Source organism: Streptomyces luomodiensis (genome assembly GCF_031679605.1).
GTDB lineage: Bacteria > Actinomycetota > Actinomycetes > Streptomycetales > Streptomycetaceae > Streptomyces > Streptomyces luomodiensis.
Map to the genome: position 1 here is coordinate 197,521 of NZ_CP117522.1, position 25,059 is coordinate 222,579.

At 68.9% G+C, this 25,059-nt stretch carries 21 protein-coding genes and 7 pseudogenes; 13 read left to right on the top strand and 15 right to left on the bottom strand.

Annotated features, from left to right (window positions below):
- Window positions 1–112: 112 nt before the first annotated feature.
- From PS467_RS00910 to PS467_RS00920, 3 genes and pseudogenes are all read left to right on the top strand, one after another.
- A complete protein-coding gene (locus tag PS467_RS00910; protein WP_311033476.1) occupies window positions 113–1,078 on the top strand; it encodes a glycoside hydrolase family 6 protein in 966 nt (321 codons plus the stop codon).
- 273 nt (window positions 1,079–1,351) lie between these two features.
- Window positions 1,352–2,254 (top strand): annotated as a pseudogene (locus PS467_RS00915) (non-reducing end alpha-L-arabinofuranosidase family hydrolase); the annotation flags it as partial.
- A gap of 464 nt (window positions 2,255–2,718) precedes the next feature.
- Window positions 2,719–3,100, top strand: a pseudogene (locus PS467_RS00920) (alpha-L-fucosidase); the annotation flags it as partial.
- Between the two features lie 440 nt (window positions 3,101–3,540).
- Here the strand turns inward: PS467_RS00920 and PS467_RS00925 are convergent.
- From PS467_RS00925 to PS467_RS42315, 3 genes and pseudogenes are all read right to left on the bottom strand, one after another.
- Entirely contained in the window at window positions 3,541–4,452 is a 912-nt protein-coding gene (locus PS467_RS00925) for an extracellular catalytic domain type 1 short-chain-length polyhydroxyalkanoate depolymerase (protein WP_311033478.1), read from the bottom strand.
- Window positions 4,453–4,510: 58 nt separating this feature from the next.
- Window positions 4,511–5,431: an alpha/beta hydrolase family protein gene (locus PS467_RS00930; RefSeq protein ID WP_311033479.1), complete on the bottom strand. Its 921-nt coding sequence runs from the start codon at window positions 5,429–5,431 to the stop codon at window positions 4,511–4,513.
- Window positions 5,432–5,564: 133 nt separating this feature from the next.
- A pseudogene (locus PS467_RS42315) lies at window positions 5,565–5,651 on the bottom strand (hypothetical protein); the annotation flags it as partial.
- A 785-nt stretch (window positions 5,652–6,436) separates the two neighbouring features.
- Between PS467_RS42315 and PS467_RS00935 the strand changes: the two are divergent.
- The 4 genes and pseudogenes from PS467_RS00935 to PS467_RS00950 all read left to right on the top strand — a co-directional run.
- Window positions 6,437–7,390: pseudogene (locus PS467_RS00935) on the top strand (arabinofuranosidase catalytic domain-containing protein); the annotation flags it as partial.
- A gap of 18 nt (window positions 7,391–7,408) precedes the next feature.
- Entirely contained in the window at window positions 7,409–9,052 is a 1,644-nt protein-coding gene (locus tag PS467_RS00940; RefSeq protein ID WP_432280522.1) for a glycoside hydrolase family 27 protein, read from the top strand.
- Window positions 9,053–9,405: 353 nt separating this feature from the next.
- The gene (locus tag PS467_RS00945; protein WP_311039737.1) at window positions 9,406–9,633 is read left to right on the top strand and encodes a hypothetical protein; all 228 of its coding nucleotides are present in this window, start codon (window positions 9,406–9,408) and stop codon (window positions 9,631–9,633) included.
- Window positions 9,634–9,720: pseudogene (locus PS467_RS00950) on the top strand (IS5/IS1182 family transposase); the annotation flags it as partial.
- Between the two features lie 65 nt (window positions 9,721–9,785).
- Here PS467_RS00950 and PS467_RS00955 read toward each other — a convergent pair.
- The 9 genes from PS467_RS00955 to aldh all read right to left on the bottom strand — a co-directional run bounded on the left by PS467_RS00955 (window position 9,786) and on the right by aldh (window position 16,409).
- Window positions 9,786–10,088: a hypothetical protein gene (locus PS467_RS00955; RefSeq protein WP_311033480.1), complete on the bottom strand. Its 303-nt coding sequence runs from the start codon at window positions 10,086–10,088 to the stop codon at window positions 9,786–9,788.
- Between the two features lie 365 nt (window positions 10,089–10,453).
- The gene (locus PS467_RS00960; RefSeq protein ID WP_311033481.1) at window positions 10,454–10,897 is read right to left on the bottom strand and encodes an Rrf2 family transcriptional regulator; all 444 of its coding nucleotides are present in this window, start codon (window positions 10,895–10,897) and stop codon (window positions 10,454–10,456) included.
- Window positions 10,898–11,073: 176 nt separating this feature from the next.
- Window positions 11,074–12,036, bottom strand: a complete 963-nt coding sequence (locus PS467_RS00965; protein ID WP_311033482.1) for an electron transfer flavoprotein subunit alpha/FixB family protein — start codon at window positions 12,034–12,036, stop codon at window positions 11,074–11,076.
- A 51-nt stretch (window positions 12,037–12,087) separates the two neighbouring features.
- A complete protein-coding gene (locus PS467_RS00970; protein ID WP_311033483.1) occupies window positions 12,088–12,870 on the bottom strand; it encodes an electron transfer flavoprotein subunit beta/FixA family protein in 783 nt (260 codons plus the stop codon).
- A 333-nt stretch (window positions 12,871–13,203) separates the two neighbouring features.
- Window positions 13,204–13,359: a hypothetical protein gene (locus tag PS467_RS00975; RefSeq protein WP_311033484.1), complete on the bottom strand. Its 156-nt coding sequence runs from the start codon at window positions 13,357–13,359 to the stop codon at window positions 13,204–13,206.
- A 3-nt stretch (window positions 13,360–13,362) separates the two neighbouring features.
- Window positions 13,363–13,626, bottom strand: a complete 264-nt coding sequence (locus PS467_RS00980) for a hypothetical protein (protein ID WP_311033485.1) — start codon at window positions 13,624–13,626, stop codon at window positions 13,363–13,365.
- A gap of 34 nt (window positions 13,627–13,660) precedes the next feature.
- Window positions 13,661–14,683 (bottom strand): DMT family transporter, encoded by a 1,023-nt coding sequence (locus PS467_RS00985; protein WP_311033486.1) that lies wholly within the window; start codon window positions 14,681–14,683, stop codon window positions 13,661–13,663.
- Window positions 14,680–14,997, bottom strand: a complete 318-nt coding sequence (locus tag PS467_RS00990) for a hypothetical protein (protein WP_311033487.1) — start codon at window positions 14,995–14,997, stop codon at window positions 14,680–14,682. The genes PS467_RS00985 and PS467_RS00990 overlap by 4 nt, the downstream gene beginning before the upstream one ends.
- 35 nt (window positions 14,998–15,032) lie before the next feature.
- Window positions 15,033–16,409, bottom strand: coding sequence for an aldehyde dehydrogenase AldH (gene aldh, locus PS467_RS00995; RefSeq protein ID WP_311033488.1), 1,377 nt, complete (start codon window positions 16,407–16,409; stop codon window positions 15,033–15,035).
- An 836-nt stretch (window positions 16,410–17,245) separates the two neighbouring features.
- Between aldh and PS467_RS01000 the strand changes: the two genes are divergently transcribed.
- From PS467_RS01000 to PS467_RS01010, 3 genes are all read left to right on the top strand, one after another.
- Entirely contained in the window at window positions 17,246–17,842 is a 597-nt protein-coding gene (locus PS467_RS01000) for a helix-turn-helix domain-containing protein (protein ID WP_311033489.1), read from the top strand.
- A 541-nt stretch (window positions 17,843–18,383) separates the two neighbouring features.
- A complete protein-coding gene (locus PS467_RS01005) occupies window positions 18,384–19,988 on the top strand; it encodes a GMC family oxidoreductase (protein ID WP_311033490.1) in 1,605 nt (534 codons plus the stop codon).
- Between the two features lie 24 nt (window positions 19,989–20,012).
- Entirely contained in the window at window positions 20,013–20,450 is a 438-nt protein-coding gene (locus tag PS467_RS01010) for a hypothetical protein (protein WP_311033491.1), read from the top strand.
- Window positions 20,451–20,520: 70 nt separating this feature from the next.
- Here PS467_RS01010 and PS467_RS01015 read toward each other — a convergent pair.
- Window positions 20,521–21,014: pseudogene (locus tag PS467_RS01015) on the bottom strand (SpoIIE family protein phosphatase); the annotation flags it as partial.
- A gap of 417 nt (window positions 21,015–21,431) precedes the next feature.
- On the opposite strand from PS467_RS01015, the gene PS467_RS01020 reads away from it, so the two are divergent.
- Together PS467_RS01020 and PS467_RS01025 are read left to right on the top strand one after the other, a co-directional pair.
- A complete protein-coding gene (locus tag PS467_RS01020; RefSeq protein WP_311033492.1) occupies window positions 21,432–22,583 on the top strand; it encodes a Gfo/Idh/MocA family protein in 1,152 nt (383 codons plus the stop codon).
- Window positions 22,580–22,838 (top strand): annotated as a pseudogene (locus PS467_RS01025) (DUF993 family protein); the annotation flags it as partial. The gene PS467_RS01020 and the pseudogene PS467_RS01025, both read left to right, overlap by 4 nt.
- Window positions 22,839–23,182: 344 nt before the next feature.
- Here the strand turns inward: PS467_RS01025 and PS467_RS01030 are convergent.
- Window positions 23,183–23,311 carry a hypothetical protein gene (locus tag PS467_RS01030; RefSeq protein ID WP_311033493.1) on the bottom strand — a complete coding sequence of 43 codons (129 nt, stop codon included), beginning with the start codon at window positions 23,309–23,311 and terminating at the stop codon, window positions 23,183–23,185.
- A gap of 335 nt (window positions 23,312–23,646) precedes the next feature.
- Window positions 23,647–24,027, bottom strand: coding sequence for a winged helix-turn-helix transcriptional regulator (locus PS467_RS01035; RefSeq protein WP_311033494.1), 381 nt, complete (start codon window positions 24,025–24,027; stop codon window positions 23,647–23,649).
- Window positions 24,028–24,101: 74 nt separating this feature from the next.
- Here PS467_RS01035 and PS467_RS01040 point away from each other — a divergent pair, with 74 nt between their 5' ends.
- The gene (locus PS467_RS01040) at window positions 24,102–25,034 is read left to right on the top strand and encodes an NADP-dependent oxidoreductase (protein WP_311033495.1); all 933 of its coding nucleotides are present in this window, start codon (window positions 24,102–24,104) and stop codon (window positions 25,032–25,034) included.
- Window positions 25,035–25,059: the final 25 nt, after the last annotated feature.

Here is a 25,059-nt window from a genome sequence, read left to right on the forward strand (position 1 = left end):
GAGAGTCGTCGCGGCACAAGGGGGGCGTCGTACCACCGCACTTCCTCAGCGCGTCGCTCGCTCGTGACCGAGAGCGTGCGACACATCCCTGTCAGGAAACCGAGGTACAGCCATGCGCCACAGACTCCGCGCCCTGATGGCAGCGCTCTTCGCCCTGCCGCTGGCGCTCGCCATCGCACCGTCCGCCCACGCGGCCGACCCGACCACCATGACCAACGGGTTCTATGTGGACCCTGACTCCAGCGCGAAGAGATGGGTCGCCGCCAACCCCGCCGACGGCCGGGCATCCGCGATCAATGCCTCCATCGCCAATACCCCGATGGCCCGCTGGTTCGGCTCCTGGAGCGGCACCATCGGCACCGCGACCGGCGCCTACGTGGGCGCCGCCGACCAGGGGGACAAACTGCCCATCCTCGTCGCCTACAACATATACAACCGCGACTACTGCGGCGGGCACTCCGCGGGCGGGGCCGCTTCGCCGTCCGCCTACGCGACCTGGATCGCCCAGTTCGCCGGCGGGATCGCCAATCGCCCGGCTGTCGTCATCCTCGAACCGGACTCTCTCGGGGACTACGGTTGCATGACCCAGGCTCAGATCGACGAACGCGAGGGCATGCTCACCGGCGCCCTCACCCAGTTCAGCCGCCAGGCCCCCAACACCTGGGTCTACCTCGACGCCGGCAACCCGGGCTGGACGGACGCGGCGACCATGGCCCGGCGCCTCCACGAAGCCGGCCTCCGGCAGGCCCACGGCTTCTCCCTCAACGTCTCCAACTACTTCACCACGAACGAGAACACCGCCTACGGCAACGCCGTCAACAGTGAACTCAACGCCCGCTACGGTTACACCAAGCCGTTCGTCGTGGACACCAGCCGCAACGGCAACGGCTCCAACGGCGAGTGGTGCAACCCCTCAGGCCGCCGTATCGGCACCCCCACCCAGCGGGGCGGAGGCGCCGAGATGCTCTTGTGGGTCAAGACGCCGGGCGAGTCCGACGGCAACTGCGGTGTCGGAGCCGGCTCCTCGGCCGGGCAGTTCCTCCCCGAGGTCGCCTACAAGATGGTCTACGGCTACTGATCCAAGACTCCCGTGGCCTGGCCTGGCCTGGCCTGGTTCATCGCTGCCCCGCGACCGGGCCGCGGGCACCGTCCGCCACACCCCGGCCACGAAGTTCTCCGCTTCTCTGACGGGGCCGGCCGGAACCGCCTACTCAAGAATCCAGAGGTCCCCATGCGTGGAGGAAGTTTCAACCGCAAACGTCTGTCTGTGATGCTCGGCGCCTCGGTTGCTGCCCTGGCCTCGTTGGCGGCCACACTTGTCGCCAACCCTGCTCAGGCGGCCACCAGCGCGTGTTCTCTCCCGTCGACGTACCGGTGGACGTCGACGGGTGTGTTGGCGCAGCCGGCGAACGGGTGGGTCTCGCTCAAGGACTTCACCAACGTGGTGTACAACGGCAAGCACCTGGTCTACGCGTCGAACGTGTCGGGTTCGTCTTACGGCTCGATGAGGTTCAGTCCCTTCACGAACTGGTCGGACATGGCGTCGGCCGGTCAGACCGGGATGAGCCAGGCCGCGGTGGCGCCCACGCTGTTCTACTTCGCGCCTAAGAACATCTGGGTGCTTGCGTACCAGTGGGGTGCGTGGCCCTTCATCTACCGCACGTCGAGCGACCCCACCAACCCCAACGGCTGGTCCTCGCCGCAGCCGCTGTTCACCGGTAGCATCTCCGGCTCCGGCACCGGCCCGATCGACCAGACCCTGATCGGTGACGGCCAGAACATGTACCTGTTCTTCGCCGGTGACAACGGCAAGATCTACCGAGCGAGCATGCCGATCGGGAACTTCCCGGGCAGCTTCGGCTCGTCGTACACGACGGTCATGAGCGACTCGACGAACAACTTGTTCGAGGGGGTGCAGGTCTACAAGGTTCAGGACCAGAACCAGTACCTCATGATCGTTGAGGCGATCGGTGCGAACGGGCGCTACTTCCGCTCGTTCACCGCCTCCAGCCTGAGCGGTTCGTGGACCCCGCAGGCCACCAGCGAAAGCAACCCCTTCGCGGGCAAGGCCAACAGCGGTGCCACCTGGACCAACGACATCAGCCACGGTGACCTGGTCCGCAACAACCCCGACCAGACCATGACCATCGACCCCTGTAACCTGCAGTTCCTCTACCAGGGTAAGTCCCCCTCCGCGGGCGGCCCCTACGACCAACTGCCCTGGCGGCCGGGTGTCCTTACCCTGCAGCGCTGACCCCGCGCTTTCCTCGGGCGGGCTGTCCGAGGCTTGATCACCGACCCGAGAAGTGCTTCTGACCCGCAACGACAGGGTTTGTCGAGAGTCCTGGTGGTTGCGAGGAAAGAAGCACTTCTCAGGTGACCGAGCGTATCGGGTCATACCCACGTGTCCGGGTTGAGGGGGACGGCCGTGGGGTGGTGATCGATCGTGTCCGGGCCGAGCAGACGGACACCGTCGACCTCACCACCGCGGGCGATCGCCGGCAGCACACGTGCGACGGAGCGAGCATTGCCGTGCACGTTCACCGCGCCCATGTCCGCGCGGCGCCAGCCCGGTGTGCGGGCATCGTCCGCCTCTGCGGAGGGCCCGCTCGCGGCCCTGCCGCCCAGGTGGTCCGCTCCCCGACCGCTCCCCGAGCGTCGGCGTGGTGGCACTGCAAGAACATGCCCACTGCTCCGTCAATTCCCCGAGGGTCTCCCATGTCTTCCTCTTCCCCGCCGCTCAGCCGGCGCCGACTGCCGGCGGCGGCCGGCGCGGCCACGGCCTTCGGCCTGCTGCGGTTCGCCCCCGAGGCCGCCGCGACCGACGGCCCAGGAAGCCACACCGCGAGCTGGTCCTCCGTGGACCAGCGCCCGCCGGCCCCGGGCCTGGCTCCAGGACGCCGCATTCGGCATCCACTCCCCTGGGGCGTCTTCAGCGTTCCCGCGTTCGGACAACCGGTCTCCCAGGGCGGCACGTAGGATCCGGACGCCTGGGCGCAGTTGTTCAAGGCCGCGGGCGCCAGGTTCGCCGGGCCGGTCGCCGATGCACCACGATGGCTTCTCCACGGGGAACTGCCGCTCCACCCTATGGAACGCGGTTTAGCACGGACCCGTCCCCGTCGGACCCGACACTCCGCGTCCTCCATGCCCAGCAGGCCCGACGGCACGCCCTGTTCTGCCATGCCGCTCGGACCGCGCGTCCCTCCCCGCCCAGACGCCGTGCAGCAGACCGATCGCCAGTCCCTGCTGCCACAGACCCCGGCGCCATCCGGCTGGGCCCGCGGACGGCCGCCATCGAGGGCACCAGTGTGTGCCCGCCCGACAACGGCTGCTCCACAGCGGGCTGACGGAGTTCCTGTGCCGGTCCGGGACCCGGCACATCCCGCTGAGCACGAGACGGCTCCCGGACGGTTCGGCCAGCGGCCGTTCCTCCGCACGACGTCGATCGACGCCTCGAAGCGTGAGGAACGGCCGCCCGGCGGTCTCAGGAAGGACGTGAAATCATCGGGTCAGGCCGACTGCCGAGCTTGCGCAACAGGCTCAGAGGCCGAAGAACTGCACGGCTGCCGCGGCCATGCCACCCATCGGCAGCTGGTGCCCGGCCCCGGAGACGCTGATGGCTTCCAGCTGCACGGTGCCGTCGGCCCCGGCGAAGCGCTGCCGCGTCCAGCTCGGCTGCGGCTGGTCCGTCGAGGTCGGCGTCTGGCTCAGCCCGAAGACGTCCGTCCACTGCTTGGTCTCTTCCTGCAGGAGCTGGAACGGCACGAGTGTGTCGTTGGTGCCGTGCCAAAGCTGCACGCGAGGACGGGTGCCGGAGTAGCCCGGGTACGCCTGCCGGACCAGGTTGCCCCATTCCTGTGCCGTCTTGTGCATGGCCCCGCCCACGCACTTGCTCGTCCACGGCGGGAAGTCGGCCTCGTTCGCGAAGCAACCGAAGGGGACGCCCATGAACGCCGAGCCGGCCTTGAAGACGTCCGGGTAGTCGGCCAGCAGCGCGGTGGTCTCCATGCCGCCGGACGAGCTGCCGGTGACGAAGACCCGCTGCGGGTCGCCGTTGTAGTGCTGTTCCACATAAGACACCATCGAGATGATGGATACCGGGTCGCTGCCGCCGTTGTGGCGTTTGGAGGCATCGGACCACACGTCGAAGCAGTTGCTCATCGCCGTCTGCTTCGTGGCGGTCGGGTAGACAACGACGAAGCCGCGCTGGTCGGCCAGCGACGCGAACTCGCTGCTCTGGTAGAACCCCGGCCCCGAGCCGCCACAGCCGTGCATGGCGACCACGATCGCCGGCTTGGCCGGGTGGGAGTCCGGCACGTACACGTGCATGCGCAGGTTGCCCGGGTTGCTGCCGAAACTGGTCACCTCCACGAGGGAAGCCGCCGTTGCCGGCGGCGCGAAAACGAGACCAGGGACGAGGAGTGCCAAGGCGCCGGCGACAGCCGCCAGCACGGTTCTGATTGCGGTCATGGTGCGACCACCTCCTAGTGATCACGAGATTCGCTCATAACTAGGTGAGGGCCGCCTGCCAGGAGGTGCCGTTGCTGGTGGCGTCGCTTCGCAGGCGGTCGCGGGCGGCGGTGTCGCCGTACAGGCTCCAGCGGAACCAGTCCAGGAAGGTGTTCTTGGTCTGGGCGTAGTACCGGTACTCCGGGGTCAGGTACTGGCCGTGGTCCGCCCCGACATGAGTGAGGAACGCCTTGGGCGAGGGGAGCTCCGCGTACGCGGTGCGCGCCGAGTTGTAGTCGCAGGTCGGGTCGTGGTCACCGTGGATGAACAGCACATTGGCGTGGAGGCCGGCAGGGTTGCCCATGTCCACGCAGGCAACCGGGACGGCGGCGACGATGCGGTTGTCCGGCCAGGCGGTAAGCAGGCCGTGGGTGGTCATCCCGCCCATCGAGTGACCTGACACACCGACACCGGCGCGGGTGTCGATGTGTCCGGCGAACGGGTCGCCCGCGGTGTTGTTGAGCGCCAGCGTCCGGGTGAGGACCTCGGAGACGTCCCTCGACCAGTTGCCGTTGTAGACGCTGCCGATGTTGGTGTTGTCGGAGAACGAGGGGGCGGGGCAGATGAAGCCCGCGGAGGCCAGATCGTGGGTCTGGGAGGAGTAGCAGTCGGAGTTGCACCCCATGCCGTGGCTCCATTCGGCGATGGGGAAGACGCCGTTCGCGATGGGCGCGTTCGGGATGGGGTTGCCGCCCGCGGTGCCGGAGGCCGGGTAGAAGATCTTCGTGGTCAGTTGGCGGTTGCCGCGCGACCAGGAGAACTGGCGTACGCCGATGGCGAACTGCTCGGTGGGTGCCTGCCGCGGTGAGGCCATCCGTGGCGACAGGGCGCCGGCGGCCGCGCTGCTGCCGAGCAGGGACATGCCCGCGCCCGTGGCCGCGGCCGCGCCGAGGCCCAGTAAGGTACGCCGTCGCATCGACATGGGTGTCTCCTTGTTGTGGGTGAGCGGGGTGCACGGGCGCCGTGCACCAGCGTGAGAGGGGATCCCGCGAGGTTGCTCAGGGGGGCCGGGGCCTAGGTTCGGTCCTGAACTCATGAGAGCGGGGCCGGGGCGCTCAACAGCTGTTGCTGGTCCGAGTGAGCAGGCCGAGGCGATAGGGGAACTGGGAGTAGTCGCCGCCGGAGTTGGGGCCCTTGCCCTGGTAGACGAGACGACGTTATGGCTCGCCTCGCGCTTGGGGGAGATCAGCTGGCCGCTGTATCGGCCACGCCGTCGGCGTCTTGGACGCATGGAAAGCTCCATGGGGTCGGTGGGAGGTCCGCCACCCCAATGTGGCCGTTGCGGCGTGGCCGACCCGGCATTGTCGCGTCCAAAACGGCAGAGAAGACGTGCCTGTTGATCGTCATGACATGACCTTCTGTCGGCATGCGCGGAGGCGGGGAGTGCGCGTACGGGACGGGCAGCAGGGCGCACCGATACATCCCATGCCTCTCTAGGGGTCCCACGGGATCTCAGAAGCTGTCAAGTGGCGTGAGGTCGAACGACGCAGTGGCTTGCTGCCGCATCCGGGACGGCGCCCTGCGCCATGGCGGCGGGGAGAGACCGCACATCACACGTCGCCGACGATTCCGCACCGCAGGACCATCTCCGGACTGCGGTTTTCATCGCGCTCACCGAGTCGGCCCGTTGAGCGGTATTGACAGTCTTCAGCGCTTCCTTATCATCCATCCTTGTCCGATGCTTCGACAGTGGTTCGACATATCGAACGCTTGATGTCGCCCCCCTGACATCCGGCGGATGTCCAGTGTCGACATGTCATGTTCATGATCGCCTCGGGAGGAGACAGTGCAGTCTTCATGGGTTTCCGTGCCGGGCGGCGTGCCCCGCAGACGGCGCTCGCCCGCCGCCTTGGCCACGGGCTCGGCCCTGATGTTGATTGCGGTACTGGTGGCGGTGTTCGGCCGACCGGGACCGGCATCCGCCGCCGGCACCGGCCCCTGTGACATCTACGCGTCGGGCGGCACGCCTTGTGTGGCCGCGCACAGCACGGTGCGGGCGCTCTATGGCTCGTACGCCGGCAAGCTGTACCAAGTCAGGCGCTCGTCCGACAACGCGACCCGGGACATCGGCACCCTGGCGGCAGGCGGCGTCGCCGACGCCGCCGCCCAGGACTCGCACTGCGCGGGTACCTCATGCGTCATCACCTGGGTCTACGACCAGTCCGGGCACGGCAACAACCTGGGCTACCAGGGGCCGGGCGGAGTCGGTGGCTCCGATACCGCCGCGAACGCGACGAGTGAATCGCTGACCGTCGGGGGCAACAGGGCCTACTCGCTGTACATCAACCCCAGGAACAGCTACTGGCGTGACGGCCACACGACGGACGTCCCCACCGGCAGCGCACCCGAAGGCATGTACATGGTGACCAGCGGCACACACGTCAACAGCGGCTGCTGCTTCGACTACGGCAACAGCGAGACCACCCGCAAGGCCGACGGCCCCGGAGCCATGGACGCGATCAACTTCAGCACGCAGTGCTGGTTCGGCGGATGCGCCGGGAACGGCCCATGGGTCCAGGCAGACCTCGAATGGGGCCTGTACTCCGGGGGAAGCCAGTCCTGGAACCCGAACCAGAGGGCCTTCCCCAGCAAGTTCGTCACCGCCACGCTGAAGAACAACGGGAGGACCCGGTTCGCGATCAAGGGCAGCAACGCGCAGTCCGGGAATCTGACCACCCTGTACGCCGGTCCCCTCCCCAGTGGATACGGCCCCATGAAGAAGCAGGGGGCCATCATCCTGGGCAGCGGCGGTGACTGCTGCGACGGCAACACCAATCTCAGCGCCGGAACGTTCTACGAGGGAGCCATGGTCTCCGGCTACCCGTCCGACCAGACGGAGAACGCCGTACAGGCCAACATCACCGCGGTCGGCTACCGCTGAACAGGAAGGAACCATCTCGTGGCGAAACCACGCGGACGATTACTCCGCTTCCTCACGGCTGCCGCGCTGATCGGCAGCGTCTTCACCACGGCCTCGGGCCACTCGGCCGCCCAGGCGGCCCCGGGCAGTCCGGCGCTCACCCCTCCGCTGGGCTGGAACAGCTGGAACAGCTTCGGGTGCGGGGTCACCGAGGCACAGGTCCGCCAGGCCACCGACGCGATGGTCTCCTCGGGCATGCGGGACGCCGGTTACCGATACGTGGTGGTCGATGACTGCTGGTTCGACCCGCAACGCGACACCGCGGGCAACTTGCGGGCCAACCCCACAAAATTCCCGAGCGGGATGAGAGCGCTCGGAGACTACATCCACGGGAGAGGCTTGAAGTTCGGCATCTACCAGGTGCCCAACGAGCGCACGTGTGCGCAGGGCGGGGGCAGTTACCCCGGGTCCACCGGCAGCAAGGGCCATGAGAGCCAGGACGCTCGCACATTCGCCTCGTGGGGCGTGGACTACCTCAAGTACGACTGGTGCTCCTCCGCCGGCACCCGGGACGAGCAGGTCGCGCGGTTCACGCTCATGCGCGACGCACTGCGCGCGACCGGACGCCCGATCGTCTACAGCATCAACCCGAACAGCTACCACGCCATCACCGGCGACACGTACAACTGGGGCGAGGTGGCCGACCTGTGGCGGACGACCGAGGACCTGCTCGACATCTGGCAGAACGGCAACACCAACAGCTATCCGATGGGCGTGGGCAACGTCGTGGACGTCACCGCGCCACTGGCCGCGCAGTCGGGTCCGGGCCACTGGAACGACCCCGACATGCTCGTCGTCGGCCGCCCCGGGCTGTCGCTGACCGAGTCCCGCTCCCACTTCGCCCTGTGGGCGCTGATGGCCGCGCCGCTCATGGCGGGCAACGACATCCGCACCATGTCGGCCGATGTGAGCGCGGTCCTGCGCAACCCGCGCCTGCTGGCGGTGAACCAGGACCCGCTGGGCGCGGGCGGGCGCAGGGTGCGCGACGACGGAGACACCGAGGTGTTCGCCAAGCCCCTGTCCGACGGCTCGGTCGCCGTGGGCCTGTTCAACCGGGGGAACAGCACGGCGACCGTCACCGCCACGGCGGCACAGATCGGTCTGTCCGGCGGGTCGTTCACCCTCACCGACCTGTGGACCGGCGGCACATCGAGCACGACCGGACAGGTTTCGGCGAGTGTGCCCGCACACGGCGTCGCCGCGTTCCGGGTGACCGGCGGCACTCCGCTGGCCGCCGCCATATCCCGGCTGCGCGGTGACGGGTCCGGCCGTTGCCTGGACGTGGAGAACGCCTCGACCGCGGCGGGGGCGAGGGTGCTGATCCAGGACTGTCACACGGCCGCCGGCCAGCTGTGGACCACCTGGGCCGGCGGCGAGATACGCGTCTTCGGCGACAAGTGCCTGGACGCCTATGACCAGGGCTCCACCAACGGCACACGCGTCATCACCTGGCCCTGCAACGGACAGGACAACCAGAAGTGGACACTCGACGAGAACGGCTCGATCCGCAACGTCCACGCCGGCCTGTGCCTGGATGTCGACCACGCCGGCACCGCCAACGGAACCCCACTGATCCTGTGGACCTGCAACGGTCAGGGCAACCAGAGGTGGACCCGCGGGTGAGGAGCGCCGCACGCCGGCCGGCCTGCCCCGGGCCGCCGTCCACGACCGGGCCGTCGGCCCACCCCTTCCGGGCCGTGACGATGTCCGCCGCCGTGACCATCGACTCCTGTCCGCCCGACTCCCGCAAGAGGCGCTCATGACTCCGGTACGACCACACCTGGCCTTCGCCCTCGTGCCCACCACGGTGTATCCCCAGCAGGCCAAGGCGGACAACCCGATCGTGCAGCACGGCTGCACGGCCGCCCCCGCGCCTTTGGTCCATGACGGCCGCGTCTGCCTCTGGACCGGGCACGACGAGGACAACTCGACCAACTTGGACCATGAAAGAGTGGCGGACCCGCTCCTCCGCCGACATGGTCAACTGGACCGACCACGGCTCTCCGCTCAGTGTGGCCTCGTTCAGCTGGGCGTCCACCGACGCATGGGCGGGCCAGGTAGTCAACCGCAACGGAAAGTTCTACTGGTACGTGCCAACAACGGAGCGCGCGACCAGCCGCATGGCCATCGGCGTGGCGGGGGTCGGACAGCCCTACCGGACCGTTCCGCGACGCCCTCGGCCACCCGCTGGTGGGAAACGGTGAGATCGTCTGGACCGCCGCAGGTGGGTCATGGAGCGCACGATGTCCTGGCTGACCGGCTACCGCCGGCTCAACCACCGCTACGAACGCGCGGCCGAGATCAGTGGCGGTAGCGACGGCGACGGTACGCGAGTCGACGCCGACTCCGGGGTTCGTCAGCTCAGCTCGATGGTGACGCCGCGCTCCAGGCCGTCCGCTCCAGCCTCGATCGCCTCGCGTGCCGCGGCCTGCTGGGTGGTGTGGACGGTAACCCGAAGGCCCCGCTCGTGCCCGGCCTCGATCCCCGCTCGAAGGAGATCGAGGGGAAGCCGTTCCAACTCGACACCATCCGGGAAGGCGGGATTCCGCCAGAGGTACTTCGGTCCGCCCGAATGTGCGCACGCGCCTTCCGACAGGAGTTTGATCGCGTCCACCTTGCGGTCGGCGAGGTGGTGCACCAGGTCGCGGATCTGCTGCACGCTGTCGACCTCTCCCGTGAAGCGCTCGCGCGCCCAGGGGTTGTCGCTGAAGACCGTGGCGGCGGGGTGCCCATCGCGTCGTACAGGCCGGCGAGCGCCTGGCGGCCGTCGAAGACATGTGCGCGCCTGATCACGAGGTCGTAGGTCGCAGGGCCGCGAGCCTCGGTGCTCACGATTGCTTCGGATTCCTGGGGCACCGCTCTCCTCCTGGCACGTAGGTGTTCGGGCCGTGCCGCACGCATCGTGCGGCCGCTGGCATCGGGAGCTGGGAGGGTCCGGACACCCACCCCAGAACACACCGCAACGAAATCAGTTACGGCTAGACCGTGCGTGGTGGCGCAGGGTGTGTATGCGCCACCGCTCGATCAGTGATCCTTCGCTTCGTTGTCGGAGGCCAGTATCTGCTGCAGCAGGCCGGCGATCGTCGTCCTGCCGAGCTGTTGCTCCAGAGCTCGCTCCGCGTTCTGGAACTCGGCGTCAAGCAGGTCGCCGATGTTGCGGCCGACCTCACACGCCCCGCTGGGCGGATGGGTGTGCCGCGAGAAGATCTGACCCTCCTCGACGGCGGCGTACGCGTCATAGAGCGTGATGTCCCGCGGGGCGCGAGCAAGGGACCAGCCGCCCCCTCGGCCTTCGGTGGACCGCACCAGGTGAGCGTCTCGCAAGCGGCCGAGGATGCGCCGCACGAGGACTGGATTGCTGTCAAGGCTGTCCGCGATCTCCGCGGAAGCCAACGAGCCCCCACGCCGGTGCGCCAGCATCGCAAGCGCGTGAATCGCGACCGCGCTCCTGCTGCTGAGCCCCGCCAACTCCTGCTCCTGTCATCGCCATCGATTAACCAGTTAAGTCGATGGTCAACCGAGCTGTCTTCTGAGCACGTCGGGTGCAGGGTGACGACGGCCAGCGCCACGCCGACCACGGTCAGGACCAGCGACAGATGATCGCGGCGAGTTGCATGGAGAAGGCCGTCTGTTTACCGCGCGGTTCAGCCCTTGCGGGCTATGACGTCCTCGGTCAGCTGCGGGACGACGTCGAAAAGATCGCCGACGACGCCGTAGTCGACCAGGTCGAAGATCGGGGCCTCGGCGTCCTTGTTGACGGCCACGATGGTCTTCGAGGTCTGCATACCGGCCCGGTGCTGGATCGCACCCGAGATGCCCACCGCGACGTACAGCCGTGGCGAGACGGTCTTGCCGGTCTGGCCGACCTGGTGGGTGTGCGGGTACCAGCCCGCGTCGACGGCGGCGCGCGAGGCACCGACGGCGGCGCCGAACGAGTCGGCCAGCGCTTCGATGATCGCGAAGTTCTCCGCACCGTTCACACCACGGCCGCCGGAGACCACGATCGCGGCCTCGGTCAGCTCCGGACGCCCCGTCGACTCACGCGGCGTACGACTCGTGATCTTCGTGCCGGTGGCCTGGTCGGAGAACGTCACGTTCAGGGCCTCGACGGCGCCCGCGGCCCGAACCGCTTCCACGGCCGCGCTGTTCGGCTTGACCGTGATGACCGGAGTGCCCTTCGACACCCGGGACGTGGTGGTGTACGACGCGGCCAACACCGACTGTGTGGCCACCGGGCCGGCCTCACCGGCCTCCAGGTCGACGGCGTCGGTGATGATGCCCGAACCGATACGCAGCGCCAGACGTGCGGCGATCTCCTTGCCCTCCGCGGTGGACGGGACCAGGACGGCGGCCGGGGACACCTGCTCGTAGGCGGCCTGCAGCGCGTCCACCTTCGGCACCACCAGGTACTGCCCGTACTCCGGGGCGACGTGCGTGAGGACCCGCACCGCGCCGTGCTCGGCGAGCGTGGACGCGGTGTCACCGGCGCCGTCTCCGAGGGCGACCGCGACCGGCTCACCGATGCGGCGGGCCAGGGTCAGCAGCTCCAGGGTGGGCTTGCGGACCACGCCGTCCGCGTGATCGACATAGACGAGAACTTCAGTCATGGGGAACAACTCCTGGGGATTTGGACGGACTTTGGAACTTTCGAGGCCGCGTCACACGAACTTGCGCTTGGCGAGGAAGGCAGCGAGTTGCCTGCCGCCCCCGCCCTCGTCCTTGACGATCGTGCCCACCGTGCGCGCCGGGCGCTCGGCCGCCGACTCGACCGTGGTCCAGGCGCCCTCCAGGCCGACCTCTTCCGCGTCGATGCCCAGGTCGGACAGGTCCCAGGAGGTCACCGGCTTCTTCTTCGCCGCCATGATGCCCTTGAACGACGGGTAACGCGCCTCACCCGACTGGTCCGTCACCGACACCACCGCCGGCAGGGACGCCTGAAGCTGCTCAGAGGCGGCATCCCCGTCACGGCGGCCCTTCACGGCACCGCCCTCGACCGACACCTCCGACAGCAGCGTGACCTGCGGCACGCCCAGCCGCTCGGCCAAGATCGCCGGCAGCACGCCCATGGTGCCGTCGGTCGACGCCATGCCGCAGACCACCAGGTCGTAGCCTGCCCTCTGCACGGCCTTGGCCAGCACCAGCGACGTGCCCATCACATCGGTGCCGTGAAGGTCGTCGTCCTCGATGTGGATCGCCTGGTCCGCACCCATCGACAGCGCCTTGCGCAGCGCCTCCTCGGCGTCCTTCGGGCCAACGGTCACAACGGTGATCTCGGCGTCGGCGGCCTCCTTGATCCGCAGGGCCTGCTCGACGGCGTACTCGTCCAGCTCCGAGAGCAGACCATCGACGTCGTCGCGGTCGACGGTCAGGTTCTCGGTGAAATGCGGGTCGCCGATGGCGTCAGGCACGTACTTCGCACAGACAACGATCCTCAGACTCACTGGGTGTCCCTTTACACGTGATCCGGTACTTGTTCCTGCGGGCGGAGCGGAGATCTGGGTGATCTTCGCCGCCTGCAGCGTCCGCTCACCGGGCTGCCCCTCCCGGAGCCGCCCGGCGGGTTCATGCGGCCGTGGTGGCCGTTGACGGCCTCCTCGGCCGTCGTCGCGACGGGCGCGGGCATTCCTGCCGCGGTCTCGATCGCGTCCTCGCCAGGTGGTGTACGAGTTCCTCGCTGGTGGCATAGGCCGTCCGACCCCTCGGGTGGCCCGCCGCGGCGGCCGGAGGCCTTGGCGAGCGTATGCGGCCTCGACCGGGGACTGGCTGAGACCACGTCAGTCGGCGTGGGCGATGAAATCGATCAGCAGCTGGGAGAAGACCACTGCCAGGACCACGGCGAAGGCGAGGAATCCCAGCGCCCAGCGGCGGGCGTCGAGCAGGGGCAGGCTCGCCGCCGTACTGTCGTCGGAGAGGGAGGAAGTGGGAGTCACGGGTCACAGTTCTTTCCGGTAGACGATGTCGATGACGACGGCGGCGATCGCGGCGGCGGCGACGCCGATGCCGACGAAGACCCAGCCCGCGCCGCCGGAGCCGGAGTACCAGCCCTGGACGTAGATCAGCAGGAGCACGGCCAGCAGCAACGTGCAGAGCACGGCCAGCCCGGACAGGCGGCGCAGCTTGGCCCGAGCGGCGCGGCGAAGGTACGCGTCGGCGAGAGCGTCGTCGGCGTTCGAGGGCAGTGGGCGGGTGGTGGACACGGGGCCTCCGTTCGGGTTCGGGGCGGACGGCACGTCAGGAGCGCAGCCGAGCCAGGTGCCCCTTGGGCTCGGTGACGATGAACAGGGTGCCGACGATGGTGATCGCGGACCCCACGATGACGACGGCGCTGAACGGGGCGCCGTAGATGGTCAGGGAGAAGAAGGCGATGAAGAAGAAGGCGAGGGTGTTGGTCAGCACCCCGCCGCGCACCGCCCCGGCGTAGGAAATCCCGATGTAGTAGCCCATGATCATCCAGATCGCCCACCCCAGCCCGATGACCGCGCCGATGGCGATCAGCCGCGGCTCCGACCAGGCCAGCGCCGCGATCCGCCGTCCGCCGGGGAACAGGGCGAGGAGCAGGACCCCGGCGATGAGCAGTTCGAGGCACACGCGCCACCACAGGAAGCTCTCCGCGGGCATGAGGTCGGTGCCGGCGGAGATGGCGAAGCTTTCGAATCCCCAGGTGAGCACCGCGCCCACGATGATCAGCAGGCCGACGGCGAAGTAGACGCCGTGGGTCGGCGCGTTGAGCTCGCCGCCGGAGACGGCGAGCCAGATCCCGACGGCGAGCGAGCCGAGCCCGATCAGGGTGGACGCGCGCAGGATGCGCTCGCGGTAGAGCAGCGCCGCGATGACCGCACCGACCACGCCTGCGAGGCCGCCGATGGAGCCGGCCAGCGCGCCACCGATCAACACGGAGGCGGCGGCGAAGCAGAGATCGCCCACGAACCCGCCGACGGCGACGAACAGGTTCCACCAGCTGACCCGGTGGCCGAGGATCCGCCCGGTGTCCCGCCACGTACCGGTCACCAGCAGAAAGATCGCGACAGCGAGTGCGCCGAAGGGCACCTGCAGCACCGCTACGAGGACAAAGGCGCCGGTCGGCTGTTCGCGGGTGAACGGCGGCGTGACGACGACCGATCCGAGCAGTCCGAAGGCCAGGCCGAGAGCGGGAGCGGCGAGAATCGCGTAGATCATCCCCATCCGCGTCTTCTTGCCGTCGGCCAGGCGGGACCGCTCCGCCAGCTCCGTCGCGGAGACGGTCGGGGCGCTCATACGGGCTCACCCGCGGGTGCCGGCGCCGGGAGCTCGACGGGGAGGCAGCGGCGCAGATCGAGCTGGTGCTCGACGAGCCGCCTGGCGGAGGGGGCGAGGGCGTAGCGGCGCAGGATCTGGCCCCGGTGCTCGCGCTGCTCGAGGACCTGCAGCCAGCCGACGGTGTTGAGCCCGATCAGGTCCTCTCGCAGCCCGGACAGCTCGGTCTCGCCGTAGTGCTGTTGCAGTGCCTTGAACAGGTGGTGCTCCCAGATGCCCTGCTCGCCGAGGTGGTAGAGCGTCATCGCCGCCTGGAACTTGGGGGCCGGTGTCATGGTTGGCTCCTTCACATTGGACGAGGTGGAACTGCTCAGGCCTGCCAGACGGTCTTGGCGTTGATGAACTCGCGGATGCCGAACGCGGACAGCTCACGCCCGTAGCCGGAGTCCTTGACACCCCCGAAGGGGACGCCGGGGAAGGAGGCGGTGAGCCCGTTGACGAAGACCCCGCCCGCGTCGATCTCGTGGGCCAGCCGGTCGATCTCGCCGGGTTCGGTGGTCCAGACGCTGGAGCTCAGCCCGAAGTCGGAGTCGTTGGCCAGCCGGATCGCCTCGTCGAGGTCGGTGACGCGGTGCACGCAGGCGACCGGGCCGAAGCATTCCTCGCGGTACAGGCGCATCGCGGGGGTGACATCGGCAAGCACCGTCGCGGGGTAGAAGAAGCCGGGCCCCTGCGGGGTCACACCGCCGGTGAGGACGGTCGCGCCCTTGGCCACCGCGTCGCCGACGAGAGCCTCGACGTCGCGGCGGCCGCGTCCGGTGGCAAGCGGTCCGAAGGTCGTCGCCTCGTCCCGCGGGTCCCCGGTGGTCGTGGCCGCCATCCCCTCGACGAACCGCGCGGTGAACTCGTCATAGACGTCGGTGTGGACGTAGTAGCGCTTGGCGGCGATGCAGGACTGGCCGGAGTTCTGCACCCGCGCGGTGACGGCGGCCTCGGCCGCGCGGGCGATATCCGCGCTGGGCAGCACGATGAACACATCCGTCCCACCCAGCTCGAGCACGGTCTTCTTGATGTTGCGTCCCGCGGCCTCGGCGACCGCGGCGCCCGCGGCGACCGACCCGGTGAGGGTGGCTGCCCGGATCCGCCAGTCGTCGAGCAGCGGGGCCACCTCCGCGGCCTCGACGAGCAGGGTCGGGAACGAGCCGGCCGGGAACCCGCCACGCTCGAACAGGCCGCCGAGATAGAGCGCGGTCTGCGGGACGTTGGACGCGTGCTTGAGCAGACCGGTGTTGCCCGCCATCAGCGCGGGGGCGGCGAACCGGACGCACTGCCACAGTGGGTAGTTCCACGGCATCACCGCGAGCACCACACCGATCGGGTCGAAGCGGACGGCGAGCTCCGCCGCGCCGACCGTGGCGGGATCGACGGGGCGCTCGGGGGTGAGGTAGCGCTCGGCGTGGTCGGCGAAGAATCGCATGGCGGTGGCCGACTTGAGCGCCTCGTAGCGTGCGGAGGCGAGCGTCTTGCCCATCTCGGTGGTGATCAGGTCGGCGACCTCGTCGGCCTCGGCCTCGAGGATGTCCGCGGCCCGGCGCATCCAGTCGGCGCGCTGGGCGAATGTCGTGCCTGCGAGGGTACGGAAGGCCGCGTCGGCGGCGGCGATGCGAGCCTCAACCTCAGCCGGGGTGTGCGGGGCGAATTCCTTGAGGACCTTGCCGGTCGTGGGGTCGATGGTGGCGAGTGCCATGGTCGTTGTCCTTTCAGCTGCGGGGGGTGCCTCGGAACAGGCGCGGGCGACGATGTGCTCGGCCCGCGGAAGCACGAGGGTCACGTCGTGCGGGCGGAATCAGCGGCGGCCCCGCTCGTGGACTGAGCCGTCGCAGACGTGGGGGCTGTCGATGTCGTGGTTCCGGCCGAACGCGTCGAGGACGGCCGGCCGCGGGGTCGTCGCTCATGCGCGCTGTGCGCGGGGTGTGGCCGGAAAGCATGGCCACAGCACATTGCGGAGCGCGTCGGCGACCGGCCGGAGCCGCTCCTCCTGCCGGTGAGCGTGCTCGCGTATCAAGCGATCGTTGGGATGTCGATATGCGCCTCGGGGCAGTCCGAGATCATCGACGAGGGCGACAGTCGCCACGGCGCCACCCCGTCGGCCGCCGCGAGCTTCGGAAGGACGAGCCTGGGGAGATCGCCCCGAGCCTCTGTGCGCGAGCTCCGTGGCCCCGCCTTGGCGAGCCGGACGCCGCGGGCCCTGACGAGCAGGTCGTACGGGTGCGGGGCGCCCGAAGCCCGAGTAGCCGAACACGCCGCGGACCGGGAGGATCCGCCCGGAGAAGAGCTTTGTATCGGATCGCGACGTCATCGTCCCTACCTCCCGGTGTGCAGCGCCTTCGCTGCGTCGGCGAGCGATCACGAGGAACGTAGAACCGATTCTGAACGGCGTCAACAGTTCTACTGCAGCATTGGTTCAGAACTTCTGTACTCCACGTAATGTCTGTCTTTGGCAGGCCCACAACCCCTGTGATTGAATGCGGAGTCGGCATGCCACGCCCACCGCTCACCTCGCCGCCACGGGAGCCGCTGACCATGACCAAAGTCGAGTCCGGAGGGGGCGGCGTGCGCGGTGACAGCAACCGCGAGCGGCTGGCCGATCTGGGCGCCCGGATCCGCGACTACCGCCGGATGCGGCAGCTCACCCTCCGCCGCATCGCCGATGCGGCAGGGATCACAGAGAGCTACCTCAGCCAGATCGAGCGCGGCACAGCGACGGGTAGCGTGGACGTGCTCAGCCGGGTCGCCACCGCGCTCGGCCTGAGCCTGTCCGACCTCTTCGGCGGGGAGCCGCCGCAGCACACCGCGCTGCGGCGGGCGGACCGTCCGCAGATCACGTCGGAGGGTGTGCGGAAGTACCTGTTCACCCGCCGGCCGCTCCGCCACCTCGAAGTAATGGAGGCCGTGCTCGACGGCGGCGCGTCAATCGGAGACGCACAACATGTGCACGGCTCCTCCCAGGAACTCGTGATCGTGCTCGAGGGCAGCGTGGTCTGCACGGTGGAGGGCCGCCGCTGCGAACTCGACGAGGGCGACAGCATCGAATACACGTCGTCCCAGCCGCACTCCATCGAGAACCCGGGCACGGAGCAGGCGCGCATCCTGTATGTGATCAGTCCGCCCAGCATCTGAAGCAGCCGGTGTCGTCGACCGCGCGGGTCCACACATCGCGGTTGAAAAACGTGTCGTTTTCCGGCCGCGGCTTCCGTCCGCAGCGCGGTGATGGTGCACATCCGGGTCTCCCAGCCGTGCCGTGGCCGACAGGGACGCCTTCGCCATGGGTGCGGCCGGCCGTCCAGGCGTTGACCGCCACGTTGACGATAGAGGTTGTCTGCACTCGGATGGCAAGCGCAACGGTAAGCGCTTTCCACCTCAATAGGAACTCCGCCTACAGGACTCCGGAGCCAAGACCCAGCCTCGCCCCCACCGGCGGCGAGGCGGCGGGGCAGTCAGGCCCGCACACCGTACACATCCACTGATCACCCTGGTGGCCTGCACTAAGGCAGAACCCAGGACAGTCGGCCACGCACCGCCGAGCCACGGCGACCACTGGACCCCACAGCCCCCGGCCGGCTCTTTCGACGGTCTCAACGCTTGTCACGGCTACCCGGAAACCGTACCTTCTGCAGAAAGCGATTGCTAAGTGTCGCCCGTATGGTGCGAGAGGATTGCCATGGAGCAGGCTGACGTACTGATCATCGGCGCGGGGGCGTCAGGCGGTGTCGCCGCCGGCGCGCTGGCCCAGGCCGGGTTCGATGTGATCTGCCTCGAGCAGGGGAACTGGCCGGACCGGGCCGACTATCCGGCTCAGCGCGGAACCTACGAACTCGAGGCCCGCAAGCAGTGGTCGGGCAGCCCCAACGTGCGGCAGAACCCGACCGACTACCCGATCAACGACACCGATTCCGACGTCGCGCCACTGATGTATGCCGGCGTCGGTGGCAGCATGACCCTCTATGCCGGAGACTGGCCACGGTTGCTGCCATCGGACTTCCGCGTACGCTCGCTGGATGGCGTGGCCGACGACTGGCCCCTGCGCTACGCCGACCTGCAGCCGTTCTACGAACGCACCGACGTGGCGTTCGGGGTGTCCGGTGTGGGGGGCGACCCCGCCTACCCAGAGGGTGCGGAGCCGCCGCTTCCGCCACTTCCGATCGGCAGGATGGGCGCACGCATGGCGCGCTCCCACGACAAGCTGGGCTGGCATTGGTGGCCGGCCGCGCAAGCCGTGCTGTCCGCGCCGTACCAGGGCAGGCGGCCGTGTGTGCAGTTCGGCGCCTGCATGCAGGGGTGCCCGGAGGGCGCCAAGGCGTCCACCGACCTCACTCACTGGCCAGCCGCGGTCGCGAAGGGGGTACGACTGCTCACCGAGGCCCGTGTGTCGCGGATTCTGATGTCCGGCAACGGACTTGCCACTGGTGCCGAGTTCGTGTGCCCCGACGGTTCGTGGCATGTCGTGCGCGCCGACGTGGTGATCCTCGCCGCGAATGCCGTCGGCACCCCCCGCATCCTGCTCAATTCCGCATCCCCGCGGTACCCGGACGGCCTGGCGAACTCCAGCGGGCTGGTCGGACGCCGGCTGATGGTGCATCCCTTCGCTAACGTCACCGGCTACTTCGACGATGACGTGGAGGGTTGGCGTGGGCACGTCGGCGCGAAGATCACGTGCTTTGAGTTCTACGAGACCGACACCGATCGGGGTTTCGTACGGGGCGCGAAGTGGAGTCTCGCGCCGACTGGCGGACCGCTCAACGCGGCCCTGCCGACCCGCGCCGGGGACGCGGTCTGGGGTGCCGCTCACCATGAGCACGTGCGCCGACACCTCGGACGCACGATCAGCTGGGGCATCTTCGGTGAGGATTTGCCCGACGAGACCAACCGGGTCACCGTCGACGCCGCCCTCACGGATTCCTCGGGTATTCCGGCCCCGAAAATAACCTACTCGGTCAGCGAGAACTCCCGGCGCCTGCTCGACTTCCACATCGACCGGGCCACCGAGTCGCTGCAGACCGCTGGAGCCTACGACGTCGCCATGGAATCGCTGATGCGCTACTCCGGCTGGCATCTGCTGGGCACTGCCCGGATGGGCACCGACCCGCGGACCTCAGTGGTCGACCAGTACGGCCGGTGCCATGACATCCCCAACCTGTACATCATGGACGGCAGCGTCTTCGTCACCTCCGGCGGGGTGAATCCGACGAGCACCATCGCCGCGCTGGCCCTACGCTCCACCGAACATCTCATCGCCGCCCGTCGCGACCAGCAGGTTCCGGCCTGACCGCGACCGACTTACGGAGACCCCATGAACCTCAGCCAAGCCCCGGACACCACCGCGGCCGATATTCCCGAGGAGTGCCGCGACTGGCTGCGCCACGTGGCTGACCTGCTCATACCCGCTTCGGCGACAATGCCGGCGGCCGGCGACGCCGGTCTCGGCGACGGACAGCTGAATGTCGTACTGCGGGCCCGCCCCGACCTGATCCGCGACCTGGTCCGGGCGTGGTCGAGCACCAATGAGCTCGCGCCGACCGAGGCTCTTGACGAGCTGCAACAGATTGACCTGCCCGCTTACCATGCGGTGCTGTTGATCGTCGCGGGCAGCTACTACACGACTCCCACAGTCCTCAGCCTCCTCGGCTACGCCGGCCAACAGCCGCGCACCGTCCGGATCGCCGAGGACATCGACGAAGACCTGCTCATGCGGGTCGTCGAACGAGGTCCCCGCTACCGCCAGGCCTGACGTCATACATCGACACCGCAGGCGTTCCCGTCCCACACGCGGTCAACAGCAACGCTGTTGTGCTTCCGGCCGACCGGTCACCACGTAGGACCCGGGCATGGGGAACGCCGCCGTAGCGGATGGCATGGGTGACCAGTTCGCTGACCACGAGTTCCGTTGCGAAGGAGAGGTGGTGCAGTCCCCCGGCGTCGAGTTGGCGGTCCGCGTGCGTGCGTGTTCGAGCGACAACGGCGGGGTCGGCGGGCACGTCCCAGGCGGCGACCTGGTCGGTGTCGCGGGTTCGGGTGCGGGCGATCAGCAATGCGACATCGTCGTCAGGCACTCCAGTGAGAAGCGCGCCCAGGATCGCGTCACAGGTGGACTCGAGTGACCGGGGGACGCCTCAAGGGCCCGGCGCAGTCCGTCAAGGCCCGCCGCGACGTCGTGATGCCGCGCTGCGATGAGCCCGTCGGTGTAGAGGACGAGGAGACTTCCTTCGGTCAGGTCCAGTTCGGCGCATTCGAAGGGCAGACCGCCCAGGCCGAGTGGCGGGCCCGCAGGCAGCTCCGGGAAGTCGACGGAACCGAATGACGTCGAACCGGTCGCCGCCCACGCCGGCTGGGGAGCCAGCCGAAAGGTACCGGGAGGCCAGCTCCACGGCAGGGTGCGCAGGCGGCCTGCTGGGGACGTCATATCGTCCGACTCACGGGCGGCCCGCGCGGGGACCGTGAGCAGGCGACAACGCCGGGCTCATGGCCCGGGGCCGGTGCACCGCCGGTGACGCCGACCGGAACCTGTACCAGGGACGCGAGCGGCATGGCCGCGCGAGCCGTAGCCGGCGGGACTCTCGTTCGTTCCCTCGGACAACCACCTCGGTCAGGGCTTGTCCAGACGCTTTGAAGAAGCTAGCTTCTTCCGCGATAGAAAGCGCTTACTAGCCGCGCTTACCGAGAAGATTCGATCCGAAAACCTGGGCGCCCGGACGCCAACGAAGGGACAGATGTGACACGCAAGACGGTGCGTATCGCCATGAACGGCGTGACCGGGCGCATGGGCTACCGCCAGCACCTCGTCCGCTCCATCCTGGCCATCCGCGATCAGGGCGGCCTCGACCTCGGCGAGGGCACCGTGCTGTGGCCCGAGCCGATCCTGGTCGGCCGCCGCGAGCACGCCCTGAAGGCGCTCGCGGAGCAGCACGGCCTGGAGCACTTCTCGACCGACGTGGACGCGGTCCTCGCCGACGAGACCATCGACATCTACTTCGACGCCCAGGTCACCTCCGCCCGCGAGGAGACCATCAAGAAGGCCATCGCCGCCGGGAAGCACGTCTACACCGAGAAGCCCACCGCCTCTGGACTCATGGGCGCCCTGGAACTCGCCCGGCTCGCCGACGAGGCCGGTATCAAGCACGGCGTCGTCCAGGACAAGCTCTTCCTGCCGGGCCTGCTCAAGCTGAAGCGCTTGATCGACGGTGGCTTCTTCGGCCGCGTCCTCTCCGTGCGTGGCGAATTCGGCTACTGGGTCTTCGAAGGCGACTGGCAGGAGGCCCAGCGCCCCTCCTGGAACTACCGCGCGGAGGACGGCGGAGGCATCGCTGCCGACATGTTCCCGCACTGGGAGTACGTCCTGCACGAGCTGTTCGGTCGCGTGACGTCCGTCCAGGCCCTCACCGCCACGCACATCCCACAACGCTGGGACGAGCGGTCCACGCCGTACGACGCGACCGCCGACGACGCCGCCTATGGCATCTTCGAGTTGGAGGGCGGGATCGTCGCCCAGATCAACTCCTCCTGGGCGGTCCGTGTCAACCGCGACGAGCTGGTGGAGTTCCAGGTGGACGGCACCGAGGGCTCCGCCGTGGCCGGCCTGCGCAACTGCCGCGTCCAGCACCGCTCCGCCACCCCCAAGCCGGTCTGGAACCCCGACATCCCCGCCACCGAGGACTTCCGCGGCCAGTGGCAGGAGGTCCCGGACAACCAGGACTTCGACAACGGCTTCAAAGCCCAGTGGGAGCTGTTCCTCAAACACGTCCACGCCGACGCCCCCTACCACTGGGACCTGCTCGCCGGCGCCCGCGGCGTCCAGCTCGCCGAGCTGGGCCTGAAGTCCTCGGCCGAGGGCTGCCGCCTCGACGTACCGGAGATCTCCCTGTGACCCTCCACCTGCCCGATGCCCAAGGGGTGCTGAGGACGTACGAGCCGCGCTCCGAGCCGCTCGCGCCGGCCCCCGGTGCCCCTTTTACTTCCCGGGCCGTGTTCTCGGCGGCGCACGTGGTCGCCGACCCGTACTCCGACCGCCGCCGACTCGGACGCCACCCTGGCCTTCCACCGCCATCTGCGGTCCCACGGGCTCGGAGTCGCTGAGACGATGGACACCACTCAGCGCGGCATGGGCCCGGACGGGGCGGGCGGGAGGTGGGGGCCCGGACCGGAGCGGTATCCCGCCTGTGTCACCGGATGAGTGCGTGGCCACGCGGACCCTTGCGCCCTCTCGGAACCGGACGTCAGCCTGCTCGATGGGTGGACTCACCCGGGTGCTCAACCGCGCCAACACCCGGGTGCCGCGTACGCCGGATGCGTACGCATACCGGGGCCCAGTCAGATTCCCTGACTGGGCCCCGCCCAAGCGGTGTTGGAGAGCACCGCAGACACTTCGCGCTCCGCTCTGCGAGCAAGACTGCCGGCCAGGGCCAACGTGAATGTGGCCGGGATACGCGGCGCAGGCGAGAGCGTCAGCGAGCGGTGCCCGCGCTGCTACTCCGGGTCCACCGCGTTGTGGCCGCCCGGCTCCCTGATCGGCTCGATCTCCAGGGCACGGTCCCCGATGGCGAACTGCCCGCGCCGGGTTACCCGAGTGACCTGCTGTTCGACGCTTCGCGCCACTCGCCCAGGAGCGCGAGGTCGTCTGGTACGACCAGCTCGGCGTGGGGCGTTCGGATCCGGTCGAGGATACCTCGCTGCTGACGGTGGACCGCTTCCTCGACGAACTGGGCGCATGGCACGCGTCGAAGCACGCGCGTGTCCGAACGGTCGGCTCCTGGGTTAAGCGGACGCCCTGCAGAAAGTGCCTCGCCTCGGCGATGAGGACGACGGTGTCCTCCGGTGCGTTTCGGTCCGGGCGGTCAGGTCGTCGGCGCGCCAACTCCAGTCCGCGTCCCGGACGATGCTCGCCCCGGACGGTGCTCGCCCAGAGGGGACGCAGCGCCCCGGCGGGGGCCTCAGTCGCCATGGGCGACCGGCTCGGGATCGGCGTCGAGCGCGTCGAGCACTGCGTCGCCGTTCGCCCTCGCCCACTCGGTCAGCACGTGGATCGGATCGATCAGCGTCGCCCCGAGCGGGGTGAGCTCGTACTCGACGCGGGGCGGCACCTCGGCGTAGGCGTGGCGGCGGACGAGTCCGTGCGCCTCGAGCCGCCGGAGCGTCTGGGTGAGCATCTTGCGGGAGATGCCGCCGATCAGCTCGATCAGTTCGCCATGGCGCACCGGTCCCTCGCTGAGGCCGTAGAGCACGACCACCGTCCACTTGTCGGCGATCAGCTCGACCGCCAGACGCGCCGGACAGTCGGCGAGAAAGACATCACCGGGACCGAAACCGCTCATGGCGCCAAAGGTACCTGCCGGTTCCTATCGGAAACATAGCCTGGGTTCTCTCCCCCTCCAAAACCAGGAGAGTCATGCGAGTCATCACCCAACACACGCTCGGCGGTCCCGAGGTGCTCACCATCGTGGACGCGCCCGAGCCCCAGCCCCTCCCGACCGAGGTTCTCGTCCGCGTCAAGGCGATCGGGCTGAACCCGCTGGAGGCGCTCATACGCGCCGGCGAGTTCCCCCCGCTGATCGGCCAGCCGCCGTTCGTCCTCGGCTGGGACATCAGCGGCGTGGTCGAGGAGGCGCCGCAGACGTGGCGGTTCAGGCCCGGTGACGAGGTGTTCGGAATGCCGCTGTTCCCGCGGGCGGCGAGCGCGTACGCCGAGGTCGTGGCTGCGCCGGCGTTGCACCTGGCGCGCAAGCCGGCGTCGCTCTCGCACGTCGAGGCGTCGGCGCTGCCGGTCGTCGGGCTGACGGCGTGGCAGGGCCTCGTTGACCTCGGCGGCGTGACCGAGGGCGATCGCGTCCTGGTGCACGGCGGTGGTGGCGGAATCGGCCACGTCGCGATCCAGATCGCGAAAGCGCTCGGCGCGCATGTGATCGCGACCGCCGGCGGGAGCAAGCGGAAGTTCGTCGAGGGGTTCGGCGCCGACGAGGTGATCGACTACACGGCGGTCGACTTCACCGAGGCGGTCCGTGACATCGACGTCGTGCTCGACACGATCGGCGGCGACACCGCCGAGCGGTCGCTCGACGTGCTCCGCCCAGGTGGGCACCTGGTGACGGCGGTCGCCATGCAGGATTCGGAGCTGGCCGCCACGTACGAGGCGGCCGGCAGGCGCTTCAGCGGCATCGCGGTCGACCCCGATCCGGTCGCCCTGCGCGGTCTTGTCGAACTCGTCGAACAGGGCAGGCTCCGGGTCCACGTGCAGCAGACGTTCCCGTTCGAGCGCGTCGCCGACGCGCACCGGCTGCTCGACGGCGGCCACCTCCAGGGCAAGCTCGTCCTCACTGTCTGATCCCGTCGTGGGGCCTCGCACCGAG